Origin of the sequence: Aquimarina sp. BL5, assembly GCF_003443675.1 — a bacterium.
Classification (GTDB): domain Bacteria; phylum Bacteroidota; class Bacteroidia; order Flavobacteriales; family Flavobacteriaceae; genus Aquimarina.
On the sequence record NZ_CP031963.1, the window covers coordinates 2,185,505 to 2,205,879 of the forward strand.

18 protein-coding genes are annotated in these 20,375 nt (G+C 33.8%); 13 read left to right on the forward strand and 5 right to left on the reverse strand.

The window, feature by feature from the left end; all coding sequences use genetic code 11:
- Positions 1 to 49: 49 nt before the first annotated feature.
- The 4 genes from D1818_RS09350 to D1818_RS09365 all read left to right on the forward strand — a co-directional run bounded on the left by D1818_RS09350 (position 50) and on the right by D1818_RS09365 (position 4,657).
- Positions 50 to 523, forward strand: a complete 474-nt coding sequence (locus tag D1818_RS09350; RefSeq protein ID WP_118458277.1) for a GNAT family N-acetyltransferase — start codon at positions 50 to 52, stop codon at positions 521 to 523.
- Between the two features lie 315 nt (positions 524 to 838).
- Positions 839 to 2,098: a nitrate/nitrite transporter gene (locus tag D1818_RS09355; RefSeq protein ID WP_118458279.1), complete on the forward strand. Its 1,260-nt coding sequence runs from the start codon at positions 839 to 841 to the stop codon at positions 2,096 to 2,098.
- A gap of 284 nt (positions 2,099 to 2,382) precedes the next feature.
- Positions 2,383 to 4,122 carry a hypothetical protein gene (locus tag D1818_RS09360; RefSeq protein WP_118458281.1) on the forward strand — a complete coding sequence of 580 codons (1,740 nt, stop codon included), beginning with the start codon at positions 2,383 to 2,385 and terminating at the stop codon, positions 4,120 to 4,122.
- Between the two features lie 94 nt (positions 4,123 to 4,216).
- Positions 4,217 to 4,657 (forward strand): 2-dehydro-3-deoxyphosphooctonate aldolase, encoded by a 441-nt coding sequence (locus D1818_RS09365; protein WP_118458283.1) that lies wholly within the window; start codon positions 4,217 to 4,219, stop codon positions 4,655 to 4,657.
- Positions 4,658 to 4,676: 19 nt separating this feature from the next.
- Here D1818_RS09365 and D1818_RS09370 read toward each other — a convergent pair whose 3' ends face one another.
- Together D1818_RS09370 and rsmG are read right to left on the reverse strand one after the other, a co-directional pair.
- Positions 4,677 to 5,276 carry a hypothetical protein gene (locus D1818_RS09370; protein WP_147406122.1) on the reverse strand — a complete coding sequence of 200 codons (600 nt, stop codon included), beginning with the start codon at positions 5,274 to 5,276 and terminating at the stop codon, positions 4,677 to 4,679.
- Positions 5,277 to 5,382: 106 nt separating this feature from the next.
- Positions 5,383 to 6,012, reverse strand: coding sequence for a 16S rRNA (guanine(527)-N(7))-methyltransferase RsmG (gene rsmG, locus D1818_RS09375; RefSeq protein WP_118458287.1), 630 nt, complete (start codon positions 6,010 to 6,012; stop codon positions 5,383 to 5,385).
- A gap of 137 nt (positions 6,013 to 6,149) precedes the next feature.
- On the opposite strand from rsmG, the gene D1818_RS09380 reads away from it, so the two are divergent.
- The 3 genes from D1818_RS09380 to D1818_RS09390 all read left to right on the forward strand — a co-directional run bounded on the left by D1818_RS09380 (position 6,150) and on the right by D1818_RS09390 (position 8,960).
- The gene (locus tag D1818_RS09380; protein WP_118458289.1) at positions 6,150 to 7,244 is read left to right on the forward strand and encodes an acyl-CoA desaturase; all 1,095 of its coding nucleotides are present in this window, start codon (positions 6,150 to 6,152) and stop codon (positions 7,242 to 7,244) included.
- Between the two features lie 49 nt (positions 7,245 to 7,293).
- Positions 7,294 to 8,481, forward strand: a complete 1,188-nt coding sequence (locus tag D1818_RS09385; protein ID WP_118458291.1) for a pyridoxal phosphate-dependent aminotransferase — start codon at positions 7,294 to 7,296, stop codon at positions 8,479 to 8,481.
- A gap of 200 nt (positions 8,482 to 8,681) precedes the next feature.
- On the forward strand, positions 8,682 to 8,960 hold the full coding sequence (locus tag D1818_RS09390) for a hypothetical protein (protein ID WP_118458294.1): 279 nt from the start codon (positions 8,682 to 8,684) through the stop codon (positions 8,958 to 8,960).
- Between the two features lie 239 nt (positions 8,961 to 9,199).
- Here the strand turns inward: D1818_RS09390 and D1818_RS09395 are convergent, their stop codons facing one another.
- Together D1818_RS09395 and trkA are read right to left on the reverse strand one after the other, a co-directional pair.
- On the reverse strand, positions 9,200 to 10,696 hold the full coding sequence (locus tag D1818_RS09395; protein WP_118458296.1) for a TrkH family potassium uptake protein: 1,497 nt from the start codon (positions 10,694 to 10,696) through the stop codon (positions 9,200 to 9,202).
- Position 10,697: 1 nt separating this feature from the next.
- Positions 10,698 to 12,047: a Trk system potassium transporter TrkA gene (gene trkA / locus D1818_RS09400; RefSeq protein WP_118458299.1), complete on the reverse strand. Its 1,350-nt coding sequence runs from the start codon at positions 12,045 to 12,047 to the stop codon at positions 10,698 to 10,700.
- A gap of 291 nt (positions 12,048 to 12,338) precedes the next feature.
- On the opposite strand from trkA, the gene D1818_RS09405 reads away from it, so the two are divergent.
- The 3 genes from D1818_RS09405 (at position 12,339) to D1818_RS09415 (ending at position 14,904) form a co-directional block, all read left to right on the forward strand.
- Positions 12,339 to 13,136: an alpha/beta hydrolase gene (locus D1818_RS09405; RefSeq protein WP_118458301.1), complete on the forward strand. Its 798-nt coding sequence runs from the start codon at positions 12,339 to 12,341 to the stop codon at positions 13,134 to 13,136.
- A gap of 315 nt (positions 13,137 to 13,451) precedes the next feature.
- The gene (ubiE, locus tag D1818_RS09410; protein WP_118458303.1) at positions 13,452 to 14,180 is read left to right on the forward strand and encodes a bifunctional demethylmenaquinone methyltransferase/2-methoxy-6-polyprenyl-1,4-benzoquinol methylase UbiE; all 729 of its coding nucleotides are present in this window, start codon (positions 13,452 to 13,454) and stop codon (positions 14,178 to 14,180) included.
- 1 nt (position 14,181) lies between these two features.
- On the forward strand, positions 14,182 to 14,904 hold the full coding sequence (locus tag D1818_RS09415; protein ID WP_118458305.1) for a porin family protein: 723 nt from the start codon (positions 14,182 to 14,184) through the stop codon (positions 14,902 to 14,904).
- Between the two features lie 6 nt (positions 14,905 to 14,910).
- Here D1818_RS09415 and D1818_RS09420 read toward each other — a convergent pair whose 3' ends face one another.
- Positions 14,911 to 15,642: an RNA methyltransferase gene (locus D1818_RS09420; protein ID WP_118458307.1), complete on the reverse strand. Its 732-nt coding sequence runs from the start codon at positions 15,640 to 15,642 to the stop codon at positions 14,911 to 14,913.
- Positions 15,643 to 15,757: 115 nt separating this feature from the next.
- On the opposite strand from D1818_RS09420, the gene D1818_RS09425 reads away from it, so the two are divergent.
- From D1818_RS09425 to accD, 3 genes are all read left to right on the forward strand, one after another.
- Complete coding sequence (locus tag D1818_RS09425; protein ID WP_370449393.1) at positions 15,758 to 18,244, forward strand: outer membrane protein assembly factor; 2,487 nt, start codon at positions 15,758 to 15,760, stop codon at positions 18,242 to 18,244.
- Positions 18,245 to 18,331: 87 nt separating this feature from the next.
- Positions 18,332 to 19,399, forward strand: coding sequence for a class II fructose-bisphosphate aldolase (gene fbaA / locus D1818_RS09430; RefSeq protein WP_118458311.1), 1,068 nt, complete (start codon positions 18,332 to 18,334; stop codon positions 19,397 to 19,399).
- Positions 19,400 to 19,467: 68 nt separating this feature from the next.
- A complete protein-coding gene (gene accD / locus D1818_RS09435; RefSeq protein WP_118458313.1) occupies positions 19,468 to 20,340 on the forward strand; it encodes an acetyl-CoA carboxylase, carboxyltransferase subunit beta in 873 nt (290 codons plus the stop codon).
- The last annotated feature ends 35 nt before the right edge of the window (positions 20,341 to 20,375 follow it).

Below are 20,375 nucleotides of genomic sequence, written 5' to 3' on the forward strand. Positions count from 1 at the left end.
TAAAAGCGCCATTTGGCGCTTTTATACTTTTTACACACGTTAATTCACAATGGATTCCATCATTAGGAAAGCAAAAATTGAAGACCTGGCAACACTACTGGATTTTGAACAAAAAATCATAGAAGCAGAAACACCTATGGATCCTACACTAAAGACTGATGAAAGGATTAGTTATTATGATCTTGGTGAATACATAAAAGCGGATCATACAGAAGTTGCAGTTGCAGAAGTAGACGGAGAAATTATCGGCAGTGGTTATGGACAAATCAGAGATCGAAAAGAATATTTCAAACAAAAAAAAATGGGATATATCGGCTTTATGTATGTAAAAGAAGCCTTTAGAGGACAAGGAGTAAGCCAGGAAATAATTAAATATTTATCAGATTGGTTTGCAGCAAAAAATATCAAAGAAATACAGCTTGATGTTTATGATCAAAACCCTAGAGCTATTAGAGCTTATGAAAAAGCGGGATTTGAAAAATACTTGGTTCGTATGCGAATTAATTTAAAAGATCAATCTTGATAAACGATCTCGAAACCTTCAATTTTCTTTATTCTTTATCTTACTTACTTATAATCAAAAATTTACTACAATATAAACGCTTTATAATTTTTACCTTTATATTGGATTCCAACCTTCGTTGGAATAACAAAAAAACCTTGTCCTCTAGGATCTCATATAGCTACCACACTAAGTTTGTCCAAGTGTTGCAAAATAAAGATTGAAATCTATGTTCCTGATACATAAAACCCATTTTATAATAAAAACAATTACAAACACTATCTTTAGGCAAGTATTTGCATTCTAAGTAAGCAAAATATAATCCTTAAAAACTCCATGAATCAAAAAAAAGCTCCTTGGTATTTTCTTTTACTACTTATTTTGGCTGGAGAATCTGTATTTATTCTTCCCTTTGTACTTGCTCGGGTCTTTAGACCTACAGTACTAGAAGCTTTTGGACTGGATAACCTACAGTTAGGGCTTTGCTTTTCTGTATATGGTATCGTTGCTTTACTATCCTATCTTTTTGGAGGTCCGATTGCAGATAAATTTCCTCCTAGAAAACTGATTGCAGTAGCACTATGGATGACCGCTCTTGGAGGATTGGTGTATGCCACATTCCCTGGATACACCACACTGAAACTACTATATGGATATTGGGGCTTTACGACTATTTTTTTATTCTGGGCACCTATGATCAAAGCTACTCGAGTTTGGGGTGGAACTTCATCACAAGGAAAAGCATTTGGATTTCTAGACGGTGGACGTGGATTAGTGGGAGCATTATTTGGTGCAATGGGTGTATTTATTTTTTCATTATTTATTACTTCTGAAATTTCGGAAGCTACAGTTTTAGAAAGTAAAGCAGCTTTTAGACAAGTAATATTGGTATCTTCTGGTATTGTAAGTCTGGTAGGAATTCTTGTATGGTTCTTTATGAAATTAGATCAAAAAACAGAGCAAAAGATCATCTTAGAAAAAATAACAATCTCTCAAGTTACAGCTGTTCTTCGATTACCCTCTGTATGGTTACTAATGATTATTATTCTTTGTGCATATGTAGGTTACAAAATTACGGATGTATTTTCCCTCTACGCAAAAGATGTAATGTTATACGACCAAGTGAAATCTGCGCAAGTAGGTACGTTTCTATTATTTATCCGCCCAGTAATTGGCGTCTTGATCGGAGTATTGGCAGATCGCACACAAACCACCTTCTGGCTAGTAGTAAGCTTTGTAATATCTTTCTTTGGAGCGTTATTATTTGCGCTAGGTATAATCACAACATCTGCAACCACATTATTCTTTATTTCGATATTAGTAGTAGCAACGGGAGTATATGCCGCACGTTCTCTGTATTTTGCAGTGATGCAACGTGGTCAAATTCCGTTAGTTCTTACCGGAACTGCTGTTGGACTTATTTCTTTAATCGGCTATACCCCCGATATTTTTGCAGGTCCTGCCATGGGATATCTTTTGGATAATTCTCCAGGAATACAAGGACACAAACATGTATTCTGGATGTTAGCCTTATTTTCTTCTATTGGTGGTATTGCTGCCTGGTATTACTATCGATTATACCAAAAGAAAGAGTAAACTCTATTCTTAAACCTCTACAAAAAAAATATTAATTCCAGTATCCTTGTTTTTATTTACAGGGAAATTTACTTTTCTTTATAAAATAATTTAGCATTAAATCTCTTATGTATACGATTACAAATACTTATAAATGAGTACAAACGAATATATAATATAAATAAATGTAATTGCTGTAATACAGTAGTTGTAGAACATTCAACTAAATTAGATCCAAAATTAAGGTAACATTTTACTTCTATTCGACACATACATATAAACCGTTTTAAAACATCAAATAAATTATGAAATTAAAGAATTTAACTTTTATCATTCTTATCTTTTTATACAGCTGCGATACTGAAGAAAATGATTTAGAAGAATCAATAAATGAAGATTCTATTCCTTTTACTACAGCTATTTCAAATCTTGAAAACAAAAATGGAGTCATAATAACTGAAAATACAGTAACCTTCACAGAAGACATTACTATACCAGAAGATGTTATTCTCAATTTCAATGTTAGAGATCGAATGATAATTAATTCAGGTGTTACTGTAACAATAAATGGTATAATATCAGCTGGAAAATTTCAAATATTTGAAATAGCAGACGGAGGAAAAGTAAATGGTTGCCCACAAATTGAATATATCACCCCTCAATGGTGGGGAACAGATGATACTGGCTCTACTCCAGCATCAGATAATTTTCAAACAGCAATTGAATCTTTTGATTGTATTAAAAAGTTTGTGTCAAGTGGAAAATTTCTACTAGATAAAGAAATTTTACTAAATATAGATGAAAGAAACTATGATTTTACTGGAAGTCATTTTATAGGAACCGAAATAGGAACTTTATTTGGTGCAGGAGGATTGGTAACAATAGGAAATAGAAATTTTAATTTAGATGAGAATTATTCTGTCGAAAATGTAACCGTCCTAGGCGGTACATATCAACCAAAAAATAATCACGATAATTCATTAGCAATTTTAAATGCTAAGAACATCAAAATATCTGGTGTAACTATTCTCGGAGATGAAGGTCTAAGAGGAATAGCTCTTCAAACACCAGGAGAAAACCTTGTAAATAATCCAATTATTGAAAATGTAATTATCGAAAATGTTCTGCAAGAAGGAGGTGTAAATGTTATAAATATTGACTTGAATCACGGTTTAGTTAAAGATGTTATAATAAACAATGTGATAGGTTCTAGTATAAATGAAATTAATCCCCAAAACAATAACCGAGAAGCAGCCTTTAGATGTAGTGGCCAAATAAGTGCTGAAAGTAATGAAATTAGAATAGATGGTCTAACAATTGATAATGTACTTCTTGACGAAGTTTATATGGGATTTAACTTAAGAGGTATTAAAACAAGTATTTCGAATGTAGAAATTGATAAGGTTGATTTTAGAGGTTTTAATATATACGGAGCAGAATTATTGAGTATGAATAATATTCAGATAAAAGGTTCTGGGCCTAATTTCTCTACTATTGGTATATACATTGATCATTTTGAACCTATTAATGGATCTAATATTAATCTTAGTAAAATAGAGCTTACTGGGGAATTTGGGTTTGGCATATGGAATAGATCGAAAGAAGTCTCTTTTACTAATGTTTATGCGAATATTAAATCAAACAATGTAGTTATTAAAAATACCGGTGATAATTGTGTTTACTCAGGTTTATATATTAAAAACAATGAATCATCGCCAATACATGCTGCCATTTTTAATGGATTTGAAAATGATGAAATTCCATCTGTAGGTATAAATGTTAATTTTGACGGAGTAATTTTAGGTAATTTTACTCACGGAGTAATCAACCAAGCACGAAACTCTAATTTTAATTTTCAATTAGACGGTACATTCATTAATGGAGCTTTTTTCACCTTCTATAATACCAATGGGTACTCAAGTGTTTATAGAGCTGATATGAATTTAAGTTCTAATTCAAGCCCCATAAATAACTACAGAAATGGAGATTTATATGAATTATATGTTTATGATCCTATAAATAATATCTATGTCCTAAACCCATAAACGTTCTACAACAATTTGTATGATGCATATGCTTCCTTCGGGAAGCAAACGCACCATACAAGAGACGTTATCAATAATTTCAATAAAACTAACAATGAATAAACAATTATCAATATTAGGAATGTTATTATTCTTTTTTTCTTGTTCTTCCACTAAACAAATTTCTAAAAACTCATCACAAATACAAGGTAACAATAATACATTTTTGATAACTGAAATATCAACAGATAAAACTTATGGATTGTCACCTAAAAACCCAGTAGAAGTCGGAGGTGCTAAAAATTCACAAGGCCCAAAAAATGAACGAAGGTTTCTTAATGCGTTAGCTGGACCAAATGGAGAAAAAATTTCATATTATAGAGCAGGAAGCTGTTGTCCTGTCAAAAGCAAGAATGACCCTTTTGGTTTTGGTAGTGTTATGTTAGATAATTATCGAGTTACTTGGGAGAATTCAAAAGATACAATTTCAATTTATATTAATATGTATGATTCCGGAAAACTAAAAGCTCCTGTTGGATTTACTATAAAAAAGTAGCTGTTGTAACCCTTAGTTTTTACTTTGCCTTTTTTCTCAAAAACCAGGACAACTTCATGGCTAATGTTCCATAAGCAGCTCCAATTCTCACTTCTCTCTTATAGGGAGCTATTTTAGCTTCTACACGCATGGGTGATTTCGACTCCCAAACAATATTCTCTGGATTTGCTACTTCATATAACTTAAGTGCTACTTCTATTTTACACGGCTGTGAAAAACCTACATTATAACCAGGATACACCCACAATGTCTGAATATGCAAATTGTATTTTGCATTAGGATTGTTCCTAGAAACTATAAGTTTTCTTTTTTTAGGTATTGCATAGTTCAGGTTTTCAATAAACATTGGCGCATACACGGTATCTCTATCTGCAAACCAAGAGCCTTTAAATCTTTCACCTAATCCAGGTTTATGCCTTTCTCGTATTCGCATCTTATCTTTTATAAACTCTTCCTCTGTGGTATAACCATGCACCTTTATGTTATCATACCCAAAAGTAACTGATAGTTCTTTTTCGCCTGCTAGTATGGAAATATCACCAGAAGCCGTTTTTATTTTCTGACCTAAAACAGGCATTAAACTAAAAATAATTAGGATTATACTAAGTGAGTATCTCATATTCTTTATCTATCAATTAAGCTGACAAACATAATAATTATCTGATATATCGAAATCACAAATACAACTTTTTGTTTTTCCGTCTAAACTCCTTGCTGATAATAGTTTACAACTTATACTTTATCGGGAGATGTACTACTTTTTTGGTTTCAAAAAAATCTTCTTTAAAATAATCCGGTAAATTATATTGAGTCGCTTTTGGAAACAAAGCCAACTCTTCGGTTAAGTCACCTCCTTTTAGATACAAAATACCATTCGGTAATTCATGATTTGATTTTTTGGTAATATTTTTACGCACCCATTTCACAAAATCTGGCATATTGGTCACTGCTCTACTAACCACAAAGTCAAAACGAGCATCAAATGTTCCTGCACGTTTTTGTTCTGCTTTAACATTTGTCAATCCTAACGCACTTGCAACCTCATTAACAACACGTATTTTTTTTGCAATAACATCTACCAAATAAAACGTAGTTTCAGGAAATAGTATCGCTAATGGAATTCCCGGAAATCCACCACCTGTACCAACATCTAAAACGGAAGACCCTGCTTTAAACTCCTGAATCTTAGCAATTCCCAATGAATGGAGTACATGTCTTTCGTACAAAAGATCAATATCTTTTCTAGAGATTACATTGATTTTAGCGTTCCAATCTTTATACAAATCACCCAGCTGACCGAACTTATGTATTTGGTCCTCTGTTAATTCGGGGAAATATTTAAGTAGAATATCCATTACGTATTTTTTAAAGCGCAAAAATACATGTTAACTTGATATATTTTACTACTTTTTAAGAAGTTAGAAAAATATAAATACCTAACTTTACCGAATAATTTATGACTAATAACGTTTAGTTATAAACCCAAAAACCCATGACTACACCTAATGTAAGATTTAGCAGAGCGGATTCCGCAAAATTTTTCAGAACACTGAATAAACGCGTTAATGATTATTTCAAAGAAAATAATATCAAACGCACAGGTAACTGGAAATTACATCTGAAAACAATTGTAATGTTTTCTCTTTTCCTAACTCCTTATTTTTTAATTCTTACCCTAGACATTTCTCAATGGTGGATGTTATTATTGACTATAATTATGGGAGTTGGTATGGCCGGTGTAGGGATGAATGTAATGCATGATGGAAATCATGGTTCCTATTCCTCTAAAAAATGGATCAACAAGTTAATGGGTAGTAGTATGTATGTGCTTGCGGGTAATGTATATAACTGGCAGGTACAACATAATGTTTTACACCATACCTATACCAATATCCATGGCCACGATGAGGATATGGATGCGGGTAGAGTTATCCGTTTCACAAAACACGCCAAATGGGAACGGTTTCATAAGTTTCAGCATTACTATTCCGTATTCCTTTATGGTTTATTGACTTTTAATTGGGCATTAACTACAGATTTCACACAAACTAAAAGATATTTGGCACGAAAACTTTCTTATGGAAAACTGCCAAGTCCATTAAAACAGTGGAGTACAATTGTAGTTACCAAGATTATTTATGTAATGATCTGGATTGTAATTCCAATGCTTATCATGTCTATTGCGTGGTGGAAAATTTTAATTGGATTTTTCGTAATGCACTATGTAGCAGGTCTGATTCTAAGTATTGTATTTCAATTAGCACATATGGTAGAAGAAGCTCAGATGCCATTGCCAGATACAACAGGTACTATGAAAAACACTTGGGCAATTCATCAGTTATTCACGACAGTGAATTTTTCAACAAAAAATAGATTAGTCAACTGGTTTACTGGTGGACTAAATCATCAAGTAGAACACCACATTTTCCCAAATATCAGTCATGTGCATTACACCAAAATTTCTAAAATAGTGAAACAGACTGCTCAGGAATTTAATCTACCTTATAACGAATATAAAACCACCCGCAAAGCGATTATTGCCCATTTCAGACATCTAAAAGAAATGGGGATGAAACCCGCGATGTAACCATAATTTTTATTTACCAATTACCAAAATGAGCACACAAGTATCGGAAATGAGTATTCAATTATCAGACAAAATCAACAAGCTTAAAGCTTCTGCAACATTAGCGATGGCAGCAAAAGCCAGAGAACTAAGAGCAGAAGGAAAAGACATCATCGGACTAAGCTTAGGAGAACCGGATTTTAACACACCGGATTTTATTAAAGACGCAGCCATTCAGGCGGTTAATGACAATTACAATTCTTATACCCCTGTTGATGGATATGTAGAATTAAAAGACGCGATTATTACTAAATTCAAAAGAGATAATAATCTAACGTATGATCGCTCTCAGATTGTAGTTTCTACAGGTGCAAAACAATCGTTGTATAATGTAGCACAGGTGTACCTTAATCCAGGAGACGAAGTAATACTTCCTTGTCCGTACTGGGTAAGCTATAGCGATATCATAAAATTAGCAGAAGGAGTGCCTGTAGAGGTAAAAACCTCTATCGATACTGACTTTAAAATGACTGCTGAGCAGTTAGAAAAGGCAATAACTCCAAAAACCAAAATGATTTGGTATAGTTCTCCCTGTAACCCAAGTGGTTCTATTTACAGTAAGGAAGAATTAAGAGCATTGGCAGATGTACTACAAAAACACCCAGATATCATTGTAGTAAGTGATGAAATCTATGAGCATATTAATTATGTTGGTGATCATGCTTCTATAGCACAGTTTGATGACATGTATGATAGAACGGTTACGGTTAATGGAGTGGCAAAAGCTTTTGCTATGACAGGATGGAGAATCGGTTATATAGGAGCGCCACAAGCTATCGCCAGAGCTTGTAACAAGATGCAAGGTCAAGTAACTAGTGGAGCTAATTGTATCGCTCAGAGAGCGGTAATTACTGCGCTAGAAGCACCCGTTAGCAACATCCAATATATGGTTGATGAATTTAAAAATCGTAGAAAACTGATTTTAGGTCTACTAGCTGATATTCCAGGATTCGAATGTAACGAACCTGAAGGTGCTTTCTACGTTTTCCCGGATGTTTCTTATTACTTCGGAAAAACAATTAGCGGAAAGATTATAGAAAATGCTTCTGATTTCTCTATGTTTTTATTAGAGAACGCAAATGTAGCAACAGTTACGGGCGATGCTTTCGGAAATGGAAATTGCATTAGAATTTCTTATGCAGCCAGCACTGAACAAATTACTGAAGCAGTAAGCAGAATCAAAAAAGCACTACTGTAGCTTAACAAAATCATATAACTTTTATTAAAAAACCGATGATTTCATAAAAATCATCGGTTTTCTGTTTTTCTAAAAATAAATTAATGTTTTTGGAGTTATGGTCATAATACTTTTAACTGTTTTGGGGAAAACACTTATAAGAAAGAGACAAATTGTGGTTTGAACATATTTAACATTCTTAAAACCTACTTTTTGCATTTATGGACATTCTTGAAAAAGAACGTATTGTTCGAAAAAATGTGCTTCAAATTTTCAAAGAAAATTTTAAAGCACCATATTCAGAAGATGAAATCTTAAATTACACGCCTTCTGATGTAGAAAACACTGCACCTTATTACGAATCTATTCTTGATATCTTTTTTATCGAACAAGAATATCTACAAAGCGTAAAAGGCTGTGTAAAAGACACTATTAAAAAAGTCGCAGAACTTTGGCACATAAACCCATATGCCTTTGGCCCTTGGGAAGAATCTTTTTGACACTCTCTGCCAATAATTATAATATAAATTCGATATAAACCTAATAGGAACTTTTAGCTCTTCATCTTTAAAGGAAGTAGCTTGGGTAAATATACTTTACCTCGTAATAGATTCTAATTCAATCTAATAAAATTCACTTGTCTTCGACAGTTCTACTGAACCTGTCGAAGTGCAATCTACCTGAAATGGATTTGACCGACATAAATTTCCATATATCGAATTGATGCTAGATAATCTAATCACCTATTTCTCCAAAAGAAAGGAGTCAATAGAATCAATACAGTAAATAGTTCTAATCTTCCGATAAGCATTAAGAAAGAACACCACCATTTACCAAATGCCGGTAATACATCAAAGTTATTTACTGGGCTTAGCTTACCCAATGCTGGACCAACGTTTCCGAGAGATGATGCAGCTCCACCAATGGCTGTTTCGAAATCCAATCCTAACATTCCCAACACCAAAGATCCTATAATAAAGGATAACATATACAGTATAAAAAAGGCTAATATATTAAATACAATTTCTTTGGAAACAGCCCTTGTATTATACCTCACTGGAACGATGGCACGAGGATGTAAGGTTCGTTTAAACTCTAGAATACCATTTTTTATAGTAATAAGATGCCTTACTATCTTCATTCCTCCAGCTGTGGATCCTGCAGAACCTCCTAAAAAGAATAACCCAAAAAAGACGATCTTTAAAAAAGGAGTCCACACCGTAAAATCCGCAGAAACAAATCCTGTAGTGGTGATTACAGCTAACACCTGAAATAGCGCATGCCTAAAAGCGCTCTCTGCCTCACCATAAACCATTGGATGGTCTATAACAGAGTTCGCTGGATCTGCTTTCAAATAAATAATTAAAGCCGATACAGCAGTAAAAGCAACCAAAAAGATCATATACCATTTAAACTCTTCATCCTTTAGAAACTTTCCGAACTTTCCTTTAAAACCAAAATAACTCAATATAAAATTCATCCCCGCCAGAAACATAAATAGCATAATAATATATTGAATAAGTGGCTGGTCATTCCAATACGCAACACTAGCATTTTTAGTAGAGAATCCTCCTGTAGACAATGTGCTCAATGCATGGTTTATCGCATCAAAGAAATCCATTCCTGCAAGTTTCAGTAAAATAGTTTCCGCAGCAGTGTATCCAAAGTAGATCAACCATAATCTTTTTGCTGTATCCGTAATTCTCGGATGTAATTTATCAGCACTGGGTCCAGGTGCTTCTGCTGCAAACAACTGCATTCCTCCTATTCCCAGTAATGGTAAAATAGCCACTGCCAGTACGATAATTCCCATTCCACCAATCCAATGGGTAAGACTACGCCAAAACAAAATTCCTTTTGGAACAATTTCTATTTCATTAAGAATAGAAGCACCTGTAGTAGTGTATCCAGACATCGTCTCGAAAAAAGCATTTGTAAACGACGGAATTGCTTCAGAAAACAGATAAGGTAGCGTTCCACTTAAGGACATAAATATCCAACCAAACGTAACTACAATATACCCTTCTCTTTTATTTATCGATTTTTGATGCTCCTTAGTAAGAAACATTAAAATGATCCCCAAAAACATCGTTGATAATGCTGCTAGCATAATTTGCATAGTAACACCATCTTTGTAAATAAAACTTACAATGGTTGCTATAAGCATAAACCCTCCATTACAGAGCAATAAAAGCCCCATAATGTGAGTAATAATTTTAAAGTTTAGTTTGGACATGTTATAAGAAAAGGTTTTCTATTTTCTTAATAGACTTCGGCAAACAACAAACTACGACTCGATCACCTGCTTTGATGTAAAAACCTCCTAACGGAATCATTCCTACTCCATCTCTGATTACTCCAGCGATAATGGCAGAACGAGGAAAATCTAAATCTCTAATTAAATTATCACTTACCTCGGAAGTTGGCTTAACAACGAATTCCAACAACTCTGCATTCATATTATTAAGCTTGGTCATCGCTACCACCTCGCCCTTTCTAATAAATCTAAATATGTTATTTGCTGCTAACAGTTTTTTATTAATTAACGTATCGATCCCTATAGAATGTGACAGCTGAAAATAATCCATATTTTCTACCAAGGCGATTGTTTTACGAACTCCTTTTGATTTTGCTACTAGGCAAGACATAATATTAGTCTCAGAATTACCTGTTACCGCAATAAAAGCGTCCATATCATCAATATTCTCTTCTTCTAACAACTCTACATTACGCCCATCACCATTTATAATCAAGGCATTAGGCAGATCATCCGCCAAATCAAAAGCTTTCTCCTTATCTGTTTCGATAAGTTTCACTCTAAATTTATGATCACATAGATCACAGGTAGTTTTATAACCAATTTTACTACCTCCCAGAATCATTACTTTTTTAATTTGCTCTTTAACCTTACCTGTTAATTTATACAGTTCCTCTACTCCACCCTTCGAAGTAACAAAATATACCTGATCGCCTTCCTTAAACTTCGTATCCCCTCTAGGAATAATTGTGTACTGTGTTCCTGATCGCTGAATCGCAATTGGCATAAAATGAAGCTCCGGGAATATCTCAGCAGCTTCTCTAACAGTTTTATCTACAAACAGTGCTGTACTAGATAGTGTTGTTCCCACCATTGTTAGTGCGCCATCCTCAAACTCATAACTATCACTAAACGCGGATTGATTGAGCAATAATTCTATTTCGCTAGCTGCCAAAGCTTCAGGAGAGATTAATTCATCTATACCAAACTTGATAAAACCAACTTCTTCCTTATTCTCTATAAACTCTGTATTAGAAATTCTGGCGATTGTACGTTTAGCTCCAAGCTGTTTTGCTAATACACACACAGTAATATTAGTAGTCTCACTAGAAGTAACGCTAATCACCATGTCCACGCTCTGAACCCTAGCATCTTTTAGAATACTAATAGAAGTAGCATCTCCCTTAATTACTCTAATATCCAGATGGCTATCGGCGTAATTCAAGCATTCCTTATCAGGATCAATAAGTGTAATGTCCTGAGATTCAAATGAAAGCAATTTTGCCAAATGAAATCCAACTTCACCAGCACCGGCAATAATAATTTTCATCTGTATATTTTATTATTTATCATCAAAAGATAAAATTAAACTTCAGCACATCAACCCCAAATAGGGTGAAAATTTAGCGCTGAAAAATAAAAGACTACAAAGATAGTGGAATTTCAGAAACTGGTGAAATAATTAGGCAATAGCAACTTAATAAGCTGTTATTTGATCTGTTATCTCGAAAAAACTCATCAAATACATTTCAGAAGTTAAAAACAACAATTGGGTGATTTGTTTTTAAAAAAATTCAGTAATAGTGACATCTTAGCAGTATAAACATTAACTTCTTAATCAATGAGAACAAAACTTTTAATACTAGCCTTATTATTAACTAACACTATTTTTGTTAGTGCCCAAATGGATGACAAATTCTATTACCCTAAAAAGGATTTGAAACCTATCGAATGGAAAAACTATGAAGAATTAAAGTTTAATGTAGAAACAGATACAATTTCCGCATTAATCTTAAAACCTGTTACGAAACCCAAAGCCACCATCTTCTATTTTCACGGAGCAGGCGGAAACATCACTTATTATCTACCACTTACCAAAATATTGGCAGAAAACAACTTTCAGGTGGTTATGGTAGATTTCCGGGGTTATGGTAAGTCAACAGGAACTCCAACTCATAAAAATATAGCCAAAGACGGTCAGCAATTTTTCGAAATGCTTGTTGAACGAGAAGAAATTAAAGAAACGCCAAAAATAATTTATGGAATTTCTATAGGAACCCAAATTGCTACACTTTTAGCAAAAAATAATCAAGACAAAATCGATGGATTGGTTTTAGAAGGAGCCATGGCTTCATTCACGGATATTGCTATGCATGCCACACCTCAATACAGAGAGTTTTTAGAAAAAAATTATATCTCACCATATGCAGCAAAAGAAGACATAAAAAGTATTGATAAAATTCAAAAACTATTTATACACAGCAAAGAAGATAAAGATGTCCCCTATACACAAGGAAAAGTTATTTATGATAACGCATCAGGTGTTAAAGACTTTATAGAGTTTACAGGAGCGCATTTGTACGGGCTAAAATATGAGAAAGAGCAAATACTCGAAAAGATTGAGGAAATGACTAAATAAAAGAAGGCTGCTTTTTGGCGTCCGGGCGGGCTATCCGTTACAATTCCTCGCATCTCTCCGTCGCGGCGGATCGAGCTGCGGGATTTCCGCTACTATCCCTGACGCATAATACTGAACCCAACAGGCTTAAAAAAACCTATTAAGCTCCATAACTACTCATAATTACAAAAACAACAATAAACTGAATCAGTACGAAATTAACAAAACCCTATACTACACACTAAGACGGTGTAAATAATCTAATCATTCACAACAAAATGACAATCTTTTCCTACGATCCATATCAAAAATGTATATTTGCCTAAATTTTTTTGAATGTCAGAAAAAATAACTCCATACAAGGATAAAAACAAAACCAAAAAAGAACAGGTTACCGAAATGTTTGATACGATTTCGGGCAACTATGATGGTCTTAATAGAGTAATTTCTTTTGGGGTTGATATAAAGTGGCGTAAGAAAGTTGTAAAAATTGTTACAGATTCTAAACCTAGCCGGGTTCTTGACGTGGCAACTGGAACCGGAGATCTGGCTATCAATCTTGCTAAAACAGGTGCTTCAGAAATTATTGGTTTAGATATTTCGGCAGGAATGCTGGCTGTGGGAAAAGATAAGATAAAAGCAAAAAAACTAGATCAGATAATCTCTATGGTAAAAGGAGATGGAGAAAGCTTACCATATGAAGAAAATTATTTTGATGCGATTACGGTAGCTTTTGGTGTAAGAAATTTTGAATACTTAGAACAAGGACTTTCAGAAATATATAGAGTACTTAAACCAGGTGGTATATTTGTCGTTTTAGAAACCTCTGTCCCAACTAAAACCCCATATAAACAGGGGTACAAACTGTATACTTCTTCAATTTTACCTTTAATTGGCAAGATCTTTTCTAAAGACAGATCTGCATACTCATACCTTAGCGAAAGTGCTGCAGCTTTTCCTTATGGAGATGCTTTCAACAATATTTTGAGAAAAATTGGGTTTATAGAAGTCGAGGATAATCCGCAAACTTTTGGTGTTGCCACAATTTATACAGCCACAAAATAATATGAAAAAAGTTTTTATAGCAATAGCTGTTATCGTTTGTACTCAGAATGTGAGTGCACAATTGTTTTCTAAAGAACGTGTTAAAAATCTTCAGAATTATGATAAACCACGATTAAGTTGGGGGTATATTCTGGGTTTTAACAGCTATGATTTTAATTTTGATTACAAAGCAACACCAGAAGGAGAAGATCCTATACTGGATGGAGACATCCAAGTTGCTAAATCCGTAGGGTTTAATGTTGGATTATTAGGTAACCTTAGAATTAATGATTATTTAGACTTAAGACTGGAGCCTCAGGTATCTTTTGTAAGAAGAGACCTAACTTTTAACTCACCCGATCTTGATGACAACCAAACTCAAAGAGAAGTTACATCAACCTATGTACATATTCCATTATTACTAAAAGTTTCTACCAAAAGGCTTAACAATTTTAAACCTTTTATTGTAGGAGGAGTTTCTACTTCTCTTAATTTATCAAGTAATGAAGATAATCCTGATGATAATAGCGTTGGGCAATTTAGAACTAAGACAAGGACTAATTATTTTGAGCTAGGTTTTGGAATAGATTTTTATATGTACTATTTTAAATTTACGCCTTCGATACGAGGAGTATTCGCTATGTCTGATGAATTAGTAGCTGATAACGACCCTAATAGTCCTTATACTTCGTCTATAGATAAAATGTCATCTAGAGGGATTTTTATCAATTTTACATTTCAATAAAAAAAACTAGTCCCGTCTAAATTCATTTAGAATAATTGCAGTCGCCGTTGCCACATTTAGGCTTTCGGTTATTTGAGTATTCCCAAATCTTGGTATTGCAATTCTTTTGGACACTAATTTTTCTATTTCTTTAGAAATACCATTAGCTTCATTACCCATTACAATAATTCCTTTTTGAGATAATTTTTCTTGATAAATTATTTCTCCATCCATAAAAGTACCATATATCGGTCTTTCATTTTTTTGAGAAGTTAAAAAATCCTGTAGATTAGTGTAGATAATATTCACTCTTGTAACAGAACCCATAGTAGCCTGAATTACTTTTGGATTAAAACAATCTACTGTTTGCTCCGAACAAACTAAATCAGTAATACCAAACCAATCACATAAACGAATAATCGTTCCCAGATTACCCGGATCCCGAATATCATCTAATGCCAGCACTAATCCCTGATAATTTACAGGTTTAACTTTTGGAATATAAAATACTGCTACCGCAAACTGAGGTGTTGTTAAGAAACTAATACTTTTTAATTCCGTTTCAGTTACCACAAAGGTTTTGTCAGATGACGTTTCGAAATAAGAAGCTTCTAATGCAAAAAGAGAATGAAGTTCTAAATCTGCTTCTAAAAGCTCACTAATTACCTTTTTCCCTTCCGCTACAAACAATCCATATTGTTTTCGGTATTTTTTTTGATGTAAACTATTTATTAATTTCTTTTGGTTTTTGCTAACCATACAAATAATGTATTTTTGACACAATAATGAATTTCGATTGAAACACCTGCACACAAAAATAGTATTTGTTGTATTAACTACAATTTTTTTAATTTCATGTAATGCAATTAAAAGAGTGCCAGAAGAGGAATACCTATTAACTAAAAATGAAATTTTTGTTGATAGCACCAAAACTAATGACACTAAACTATTCAATCAACTGTATCAAAAACCTAATGCTAAGATTGCCTGGACACCACTTAGACTGCATATTTACAATCTTGCCAAAGTACATCCCGACTCTTCTTATCAAAATTGGCTTCACAAAAAACCTAACAGAGAACGAAAATTAAATAATTTCTTGTCTAAAAAACAAGTAGATCGATTAGGTGTTGGGTATACTGGCGTAAACAATTGGCTAAAAAAAACCGGAGAAGCTCCGGTCATAGTTGATGAATCAAAAGCGAAACGTTCTCTTAAAAGATTACAATCATATTACTGGAATAATGGGTGGTTTAATGTAGAAACGGATTATAAAATTAATTTGGAAGAAAACCAAAGAGCATCTGTAGCATATTACGTTAAGCCTCATAAACCATATTTTATTGATTCTCTTCATACTAAAATAGAATCCAAAGTAGCAGATTCTATTTACAAACTGAATCAAAGTGAATCATCTATAATCTCTGGAAAACAGTATAGGACCTTAGACATAGAGACTGAGAGGGAAAGGTTAACGCGATTATACAGAAATTCTGGACTGTATCATTTCGAAAAAGAATTTATAAAATTTGATGCCGATACTATAAACACAAACCAAAAAATACAACTTAACTTACTAATTAACAATCGACAAATAACCGAAGGAGAAGACACTAAAAGAACTCCTTTTCAGGTTCATAAGATTAGTAAAGTAAACGTATTTACGGATTATTCTTATCAAAACAAAGATGAAAAACCTAAAGACAGCGTATCTTATAATGGCTATAACATATATAGTTATGACAAACTAAGATACACCCGTAAGGCAATCACTAATTCTATTCTAATAACACCAGGAGAAATTTTTAGAGATAATGACCGAACACTTACTTATAACCAGATCAGTAACTTAAAAACTTTTAAATACCCTAACATACGTTATAGCGTAGACCCGGATGATCCTAATGGAACTGATCTAATAGCAAATGTTTTACTGACTCCCAGAAAAAAATACAGTACCAATGTAGAATTTGACGTATCCACATCTAACATTCAGGTATTCGGAATTGGTTTTAGTGGCTCTTTTTTGATAAGAAATGTTTTTGGTGGTGCAGAAATCTTTGAAATCTCAGCAAGGGGAAGTGTAGGTTCCTCAAAGGATCCAGTAGATCCAGATGGACAGTTTTTTGATATTTCGGAAATTGGTGTTGATCTCAAATTATCATTCCCTAAAATAATATTCCCATTACAGACAAGAAGAATTATCCCGAAATACATGTCACCAACGACAAATCTTATTTTTGGTATTAATTCACAACAAAATATAGGACTTGATAAGCAAAATGCTTCTGGAATATTTAATTATCAATGGAAGCCAAGTACAAAGCTAACAAATCAGATTGATTTAGTAAACGTACAATATGTCCGAAATCTGAATACTGGTAACTATTTTAATGTATACTCTAACTCATTTACCAGACTTAATAATATCGCGACAGAAGTACTCGACCCTAATTCACCCTTCTTTGATCCAGAAAACACAAATCAAAATTTTTTATCTATTCCGTCGGGTGCCAATAGTTTCATAGCCCAATCTCTTGGAGATATTCCTGATACAGATTTAACAGCAGATCAATTACAGGAAATCAGAAATATCAATGAACGAAAAGAAAGACTAACAGAAGACAACCTGATTTTTGCCTCTAATTACACTTATCTAAAAAACAATCGAGAAAATCTTTATGACGAAAACTTCTCTAGATTTAGAGCGAAAATTGAATTTGCAGGAAACGTACTGAGTACAGTTTCTAATCTTGTGGGGTTAAAAGAAAACTCAAATAATCGATTTGAAATATTCGGTGTCGAGTTTTCTCAATACATCAAAACAGAATTAGATTATATTAAACATTGGGATTTAGGTAGAAAAAGTGTGTTAGCTATTAGAGCATTCGGTGGCATCGCTCTACCTTACGGAAATGCCAATAGCATTCCATTTGCTAGAAGTTTCTTTGGTGGGGGACCAAACGACAATCGCGCCTGGTTACCTTACGACCTAGGTCCGGGAAGCAGTGGCGGCAGAAATGAATTTAATGAAGCTAATATGAAACTGGCAATAAATGCAGAATATAGATATAAGATCTTAGGAGCTCTTAATGGTGCTTTTTTTATTGATGCTGGCAACATCTGGAATGTATTAGATAATGTAGAAGAAGAAGATGCTGTTTTTTCTAGGTGGGATGATCTCCAGGAAATTGCTGTAGGTAGTGGACTGGGACTACGATATGATTTTGATTTCTTTGTCGTAAGGCTAGATTTGGGTTTCAAAACATTTAATCCCGCAAGAATTGAAGACCAAAGGTGGTTTAAAGGATATAATTTTTCTGAAGGTGTTTATAATGTCGGAATCAATTATCCCTTCTAAAAACAATCCCTGTTTTTCATTCTTAAATATAAAATTCATTCCGTATTATTTTACTATTTTTGTAGGCTTATTAACTAAAAGTAAATTATGAGTCACAACATCAAACCAGGAGTTGCTACAGGAGACGAAGTGCAGGCTATCTTTAATTACGCCAAAGAAAAAGCCTTTGCTTTACCAGCAGTAAATGTAATTGGATCCAATTCAATTAATGCTGTATTGGAAACTGCTGCAGAATTAAACTCGCCTGTAATTGTTCAGTTCTCTAATGGAGGTGCACAATTTAATGCAGGAAAAGGACTTTCTAATGAAGACCAAAAAGCCGCAATTGCAGGAGCTACTGCAGGAGCAAGACACGTTCACTTAATGGCCGAAGCCTATGGAGTACCAGTAATTTTGCATACTGACCACTGCGCAAAAAAATTACTACCATGGATAGACGGATTATTAGATGCCGGAGAAGCATTTTATAAAGAAACAGGAAAACCTCTTTATAGTTCTCATATGATTGACCTATCAGAAGAACCAATTGAGGAGAACATAGAGATTTGTAAAGAATACCTTGCTCGAATGAGTAAAATGGGTATGACTTTAGAAATCGAACTTGGAATTACAGGAGGTGAAGAAGATGGCGTAGACAATAGTGATGTAGATGATTCTAAGCTGTACACGCAACCAGAAGAAGTTGCCTATGCTTACGAAGAATTAAGTAAAGTTAGCGATAAATTCACTGTTGCAGCTGCTTTTGGTAACGTTCACGGTGTTTATAAACCTGGTAATGTTAAATTAACTCCAAAAATCCTTAAGAATTCTCAAGAATTTATTTCTGAAAAATATGGTGTAGAACATAACCACATTGACTTTGTATTTCACGGAGGAAGCGGTTCTACTTTAGAAGAAATCAGAGAAGCTATCGGGTACGGAGTAATTAAAATGAATATTGATACAGATCTTCAATTTGCATTTTGTGAAGGTATTAGAGATTACATGACTGGTAAAATCGAGTACTTAAAAACACAAATTGGAAATCCTGACGGAGCCGAGGAACCTAATAAGAAACATTACGATCCTAGAAAATGGTTAAGAGAAGGAGAAATTACCTTTAAAAACCGACTTAAAAAGGCTTTTGAAGATTTAAATAATGTAAATACATTATAATAAGATAGGAAACCAAGCTGAAACTCAACATAGTAAAGAGTTTCAGCTTTTTTAATACAAATTAATTTATGGCTTGGTTTAAGAGAACTCAAAAAGGTATACAGACTGCTACTGAGGACAAGAAAGATGTTCCAAAAGGGCTTTGGTATAAATCCCCAACAGGTAAGATAGTTGACGCAGAACAATTGGAGAAAAATTTTTATGTGAGTCCAGAAGACGGATATCACGTAAGAATTGGTAGTAAAGAATATTTCGAAATTCTTTTTGATGACAATAAGTTTAAAGAATTAGATAAAAATCTAACCTCTAAGGACCCTCTTAAATTCGAAGACAAAAAGAAGTATACTGACCGTCTTAAGGATGCTCAGGAAAAAACAAATTTAAAGGATGCCGTTAGAACTGCAGTTGGAAAGTCAAATGGTAATGATTTAGTTATCGCTTGCATGGATTTTTCATTTATCGGAGGTTCTATGGGAAGCGTTGTTGGTGAAAAAATCGCAAGAGCCGCTGATCACGCTCTTAAAAACAAAATTCCTTTTATGATCATCTCTAAATCTGGAGGGGCTCGTATGATGGAGGCAGCTTTATCATTAATGCAATTGGCTAAAACTTCTGCCAAACTTGCTCAGTTAGCAGACGCAGGAATTCCTTATATCTCTCTATGTACAGATCCTACCACAGGAGGTACTACAGCATCTTTTGCTATGCTCGGAGATATTAATATCGCAGAACCAGGTGCACTAATCGGATTTGCTGGTCCACGTGTAGTTAGAGATACTACAGGAAAAGAACTTCCTGAAGGTTTCCAGACAGCAGAGTTCCTTAAAGAACATGGTTTTCTGGATTTTATTACTCCAAGACAAAACCTAAAAGAAAAAATAAATCTATATCTGAATCTAATCCTAAATAGACCTTTAGCTTCTAATTATGTGACGTCCTGAATAATCGTTACAGGAATTAATAAATACAAGGTAGC

Excerpts from the sequence above, each read along its gene's own strand:
- D1818_RS09365 (WP_118458283.1), top strand. The coding sequence starts at position 4,217 with ATGAATAAACAATTATCAATATTAGGAATGTTATTATTCTTTTTTTCT.
- D1818_RS09360 (WP_118458281.1), top strand. The coding sequence starts at position 2,383 with ATGAAATTAAAGAATTTAACTTTTATCATTCTTATCTTTTTATACAGC.
- D1818_RS09355 (WP_118458279.1), top strand. The coding sequence starts at position 839 with ATGAATCAAAAAAAAGCTCCTTGGTATTTTCTTTTACTACTTATTTTG.
- D1818_RS09390 (WP_118458294.1), top strand. The coding sequence starts at position 8,682 with ATGGACATTCTTGAAAAAGAACGTATTGTTCGAAAAAATGTGCTTCAA.
- D1818_RS09380 (WP_118458289.1), top strand. The coding sequence starts at position 6,150 with ATGACTACACCTAATGTAAGATTTAGCAGAGCGGATTCCGCAAAATTT.
- D1818_RS09420 (WP_118458307.1), bottom strand. The coding sequence starts at position 15,642 with ATGGTTAGCAAAAACCAAAAGAAATTAATAAATAGTTTACATCAAAAA.
- D1818_RS09415 (WP_118458305.1), top strand. The coding sequence starts at position 14,182 with ATGAAAAAAGTTTTTATAGCAATAGCTGTTATCGTTTGTACTCAGAAT.
- D1818_RS09385 (WP_118458291.1), top strand. The coding sequence starts at position 7,294 with ATGAGTATTCAATTATCAGACAAAATCAACAAGCTTAAAGCTTCTGCA.
- ubiE (WP_118458303.1), top strand. The coding sequence starts at position 13,452 with ATGTCAGAAAAAATAACTCCATACAAGGATAAAAACAAAACCAAAAAA.
- D1818_RS09405 (WP_118458301.1), top strand. The coding sequence starts at position 12,339 with ATGAGAACAAAACTTTTAATACTAGCCTTATTATTAACTAACACTATT.
- D1818_RS09350 (WP_118458277.1), top strand. The coding sequence starts at position 50 with ATGGATTCCATCATTAGGAAAGCAAAAATTGAAGACCTGGCAACACTA.
- D1818_RS09370 (WP_147406122.1), bottom strand. The coding sequence starts at position 5,276 with ATGAGATACTCACTTAGTATAATCCTAATTATTTTTAGTTTAATGCCT.
- fbaA (WP_118458311.1), top strand. The coding sequence starts at position 18,332 with ATGAGTCACAACATCAAACCAGGAGTTGCTACAGGAGACGAAGTGCAG.
- trkA (WP_118458299.1), bottom strand. The coding sequence starts at position 12,047 with ATGAAAATTATTATTGCCGGTGCTGGTGAAGTTGGATTTCATTTGGCA.
- rsmG (WP_118458287.1), bottom strand. The coding sequence starts at position 6,012 with ATGGATATTCTACTTAAATATTTCCCCGAATTAACAGAGGACCAAATA.
- D1818_RS09395 (WP_118458296.1), bottom strand. The coding sequence starts at position 10,696 with ATGTCCAAACTAAACTTTAAAATTATTACTCACATTATGGGGCTTTTA.
- accD (WP_118458313.1), top strand. The coding sequence starts at position 19,468 with ATGGCTTGGTTTAAGAGAACTCAAAAAGGTATACAGACTGCTACTGAG.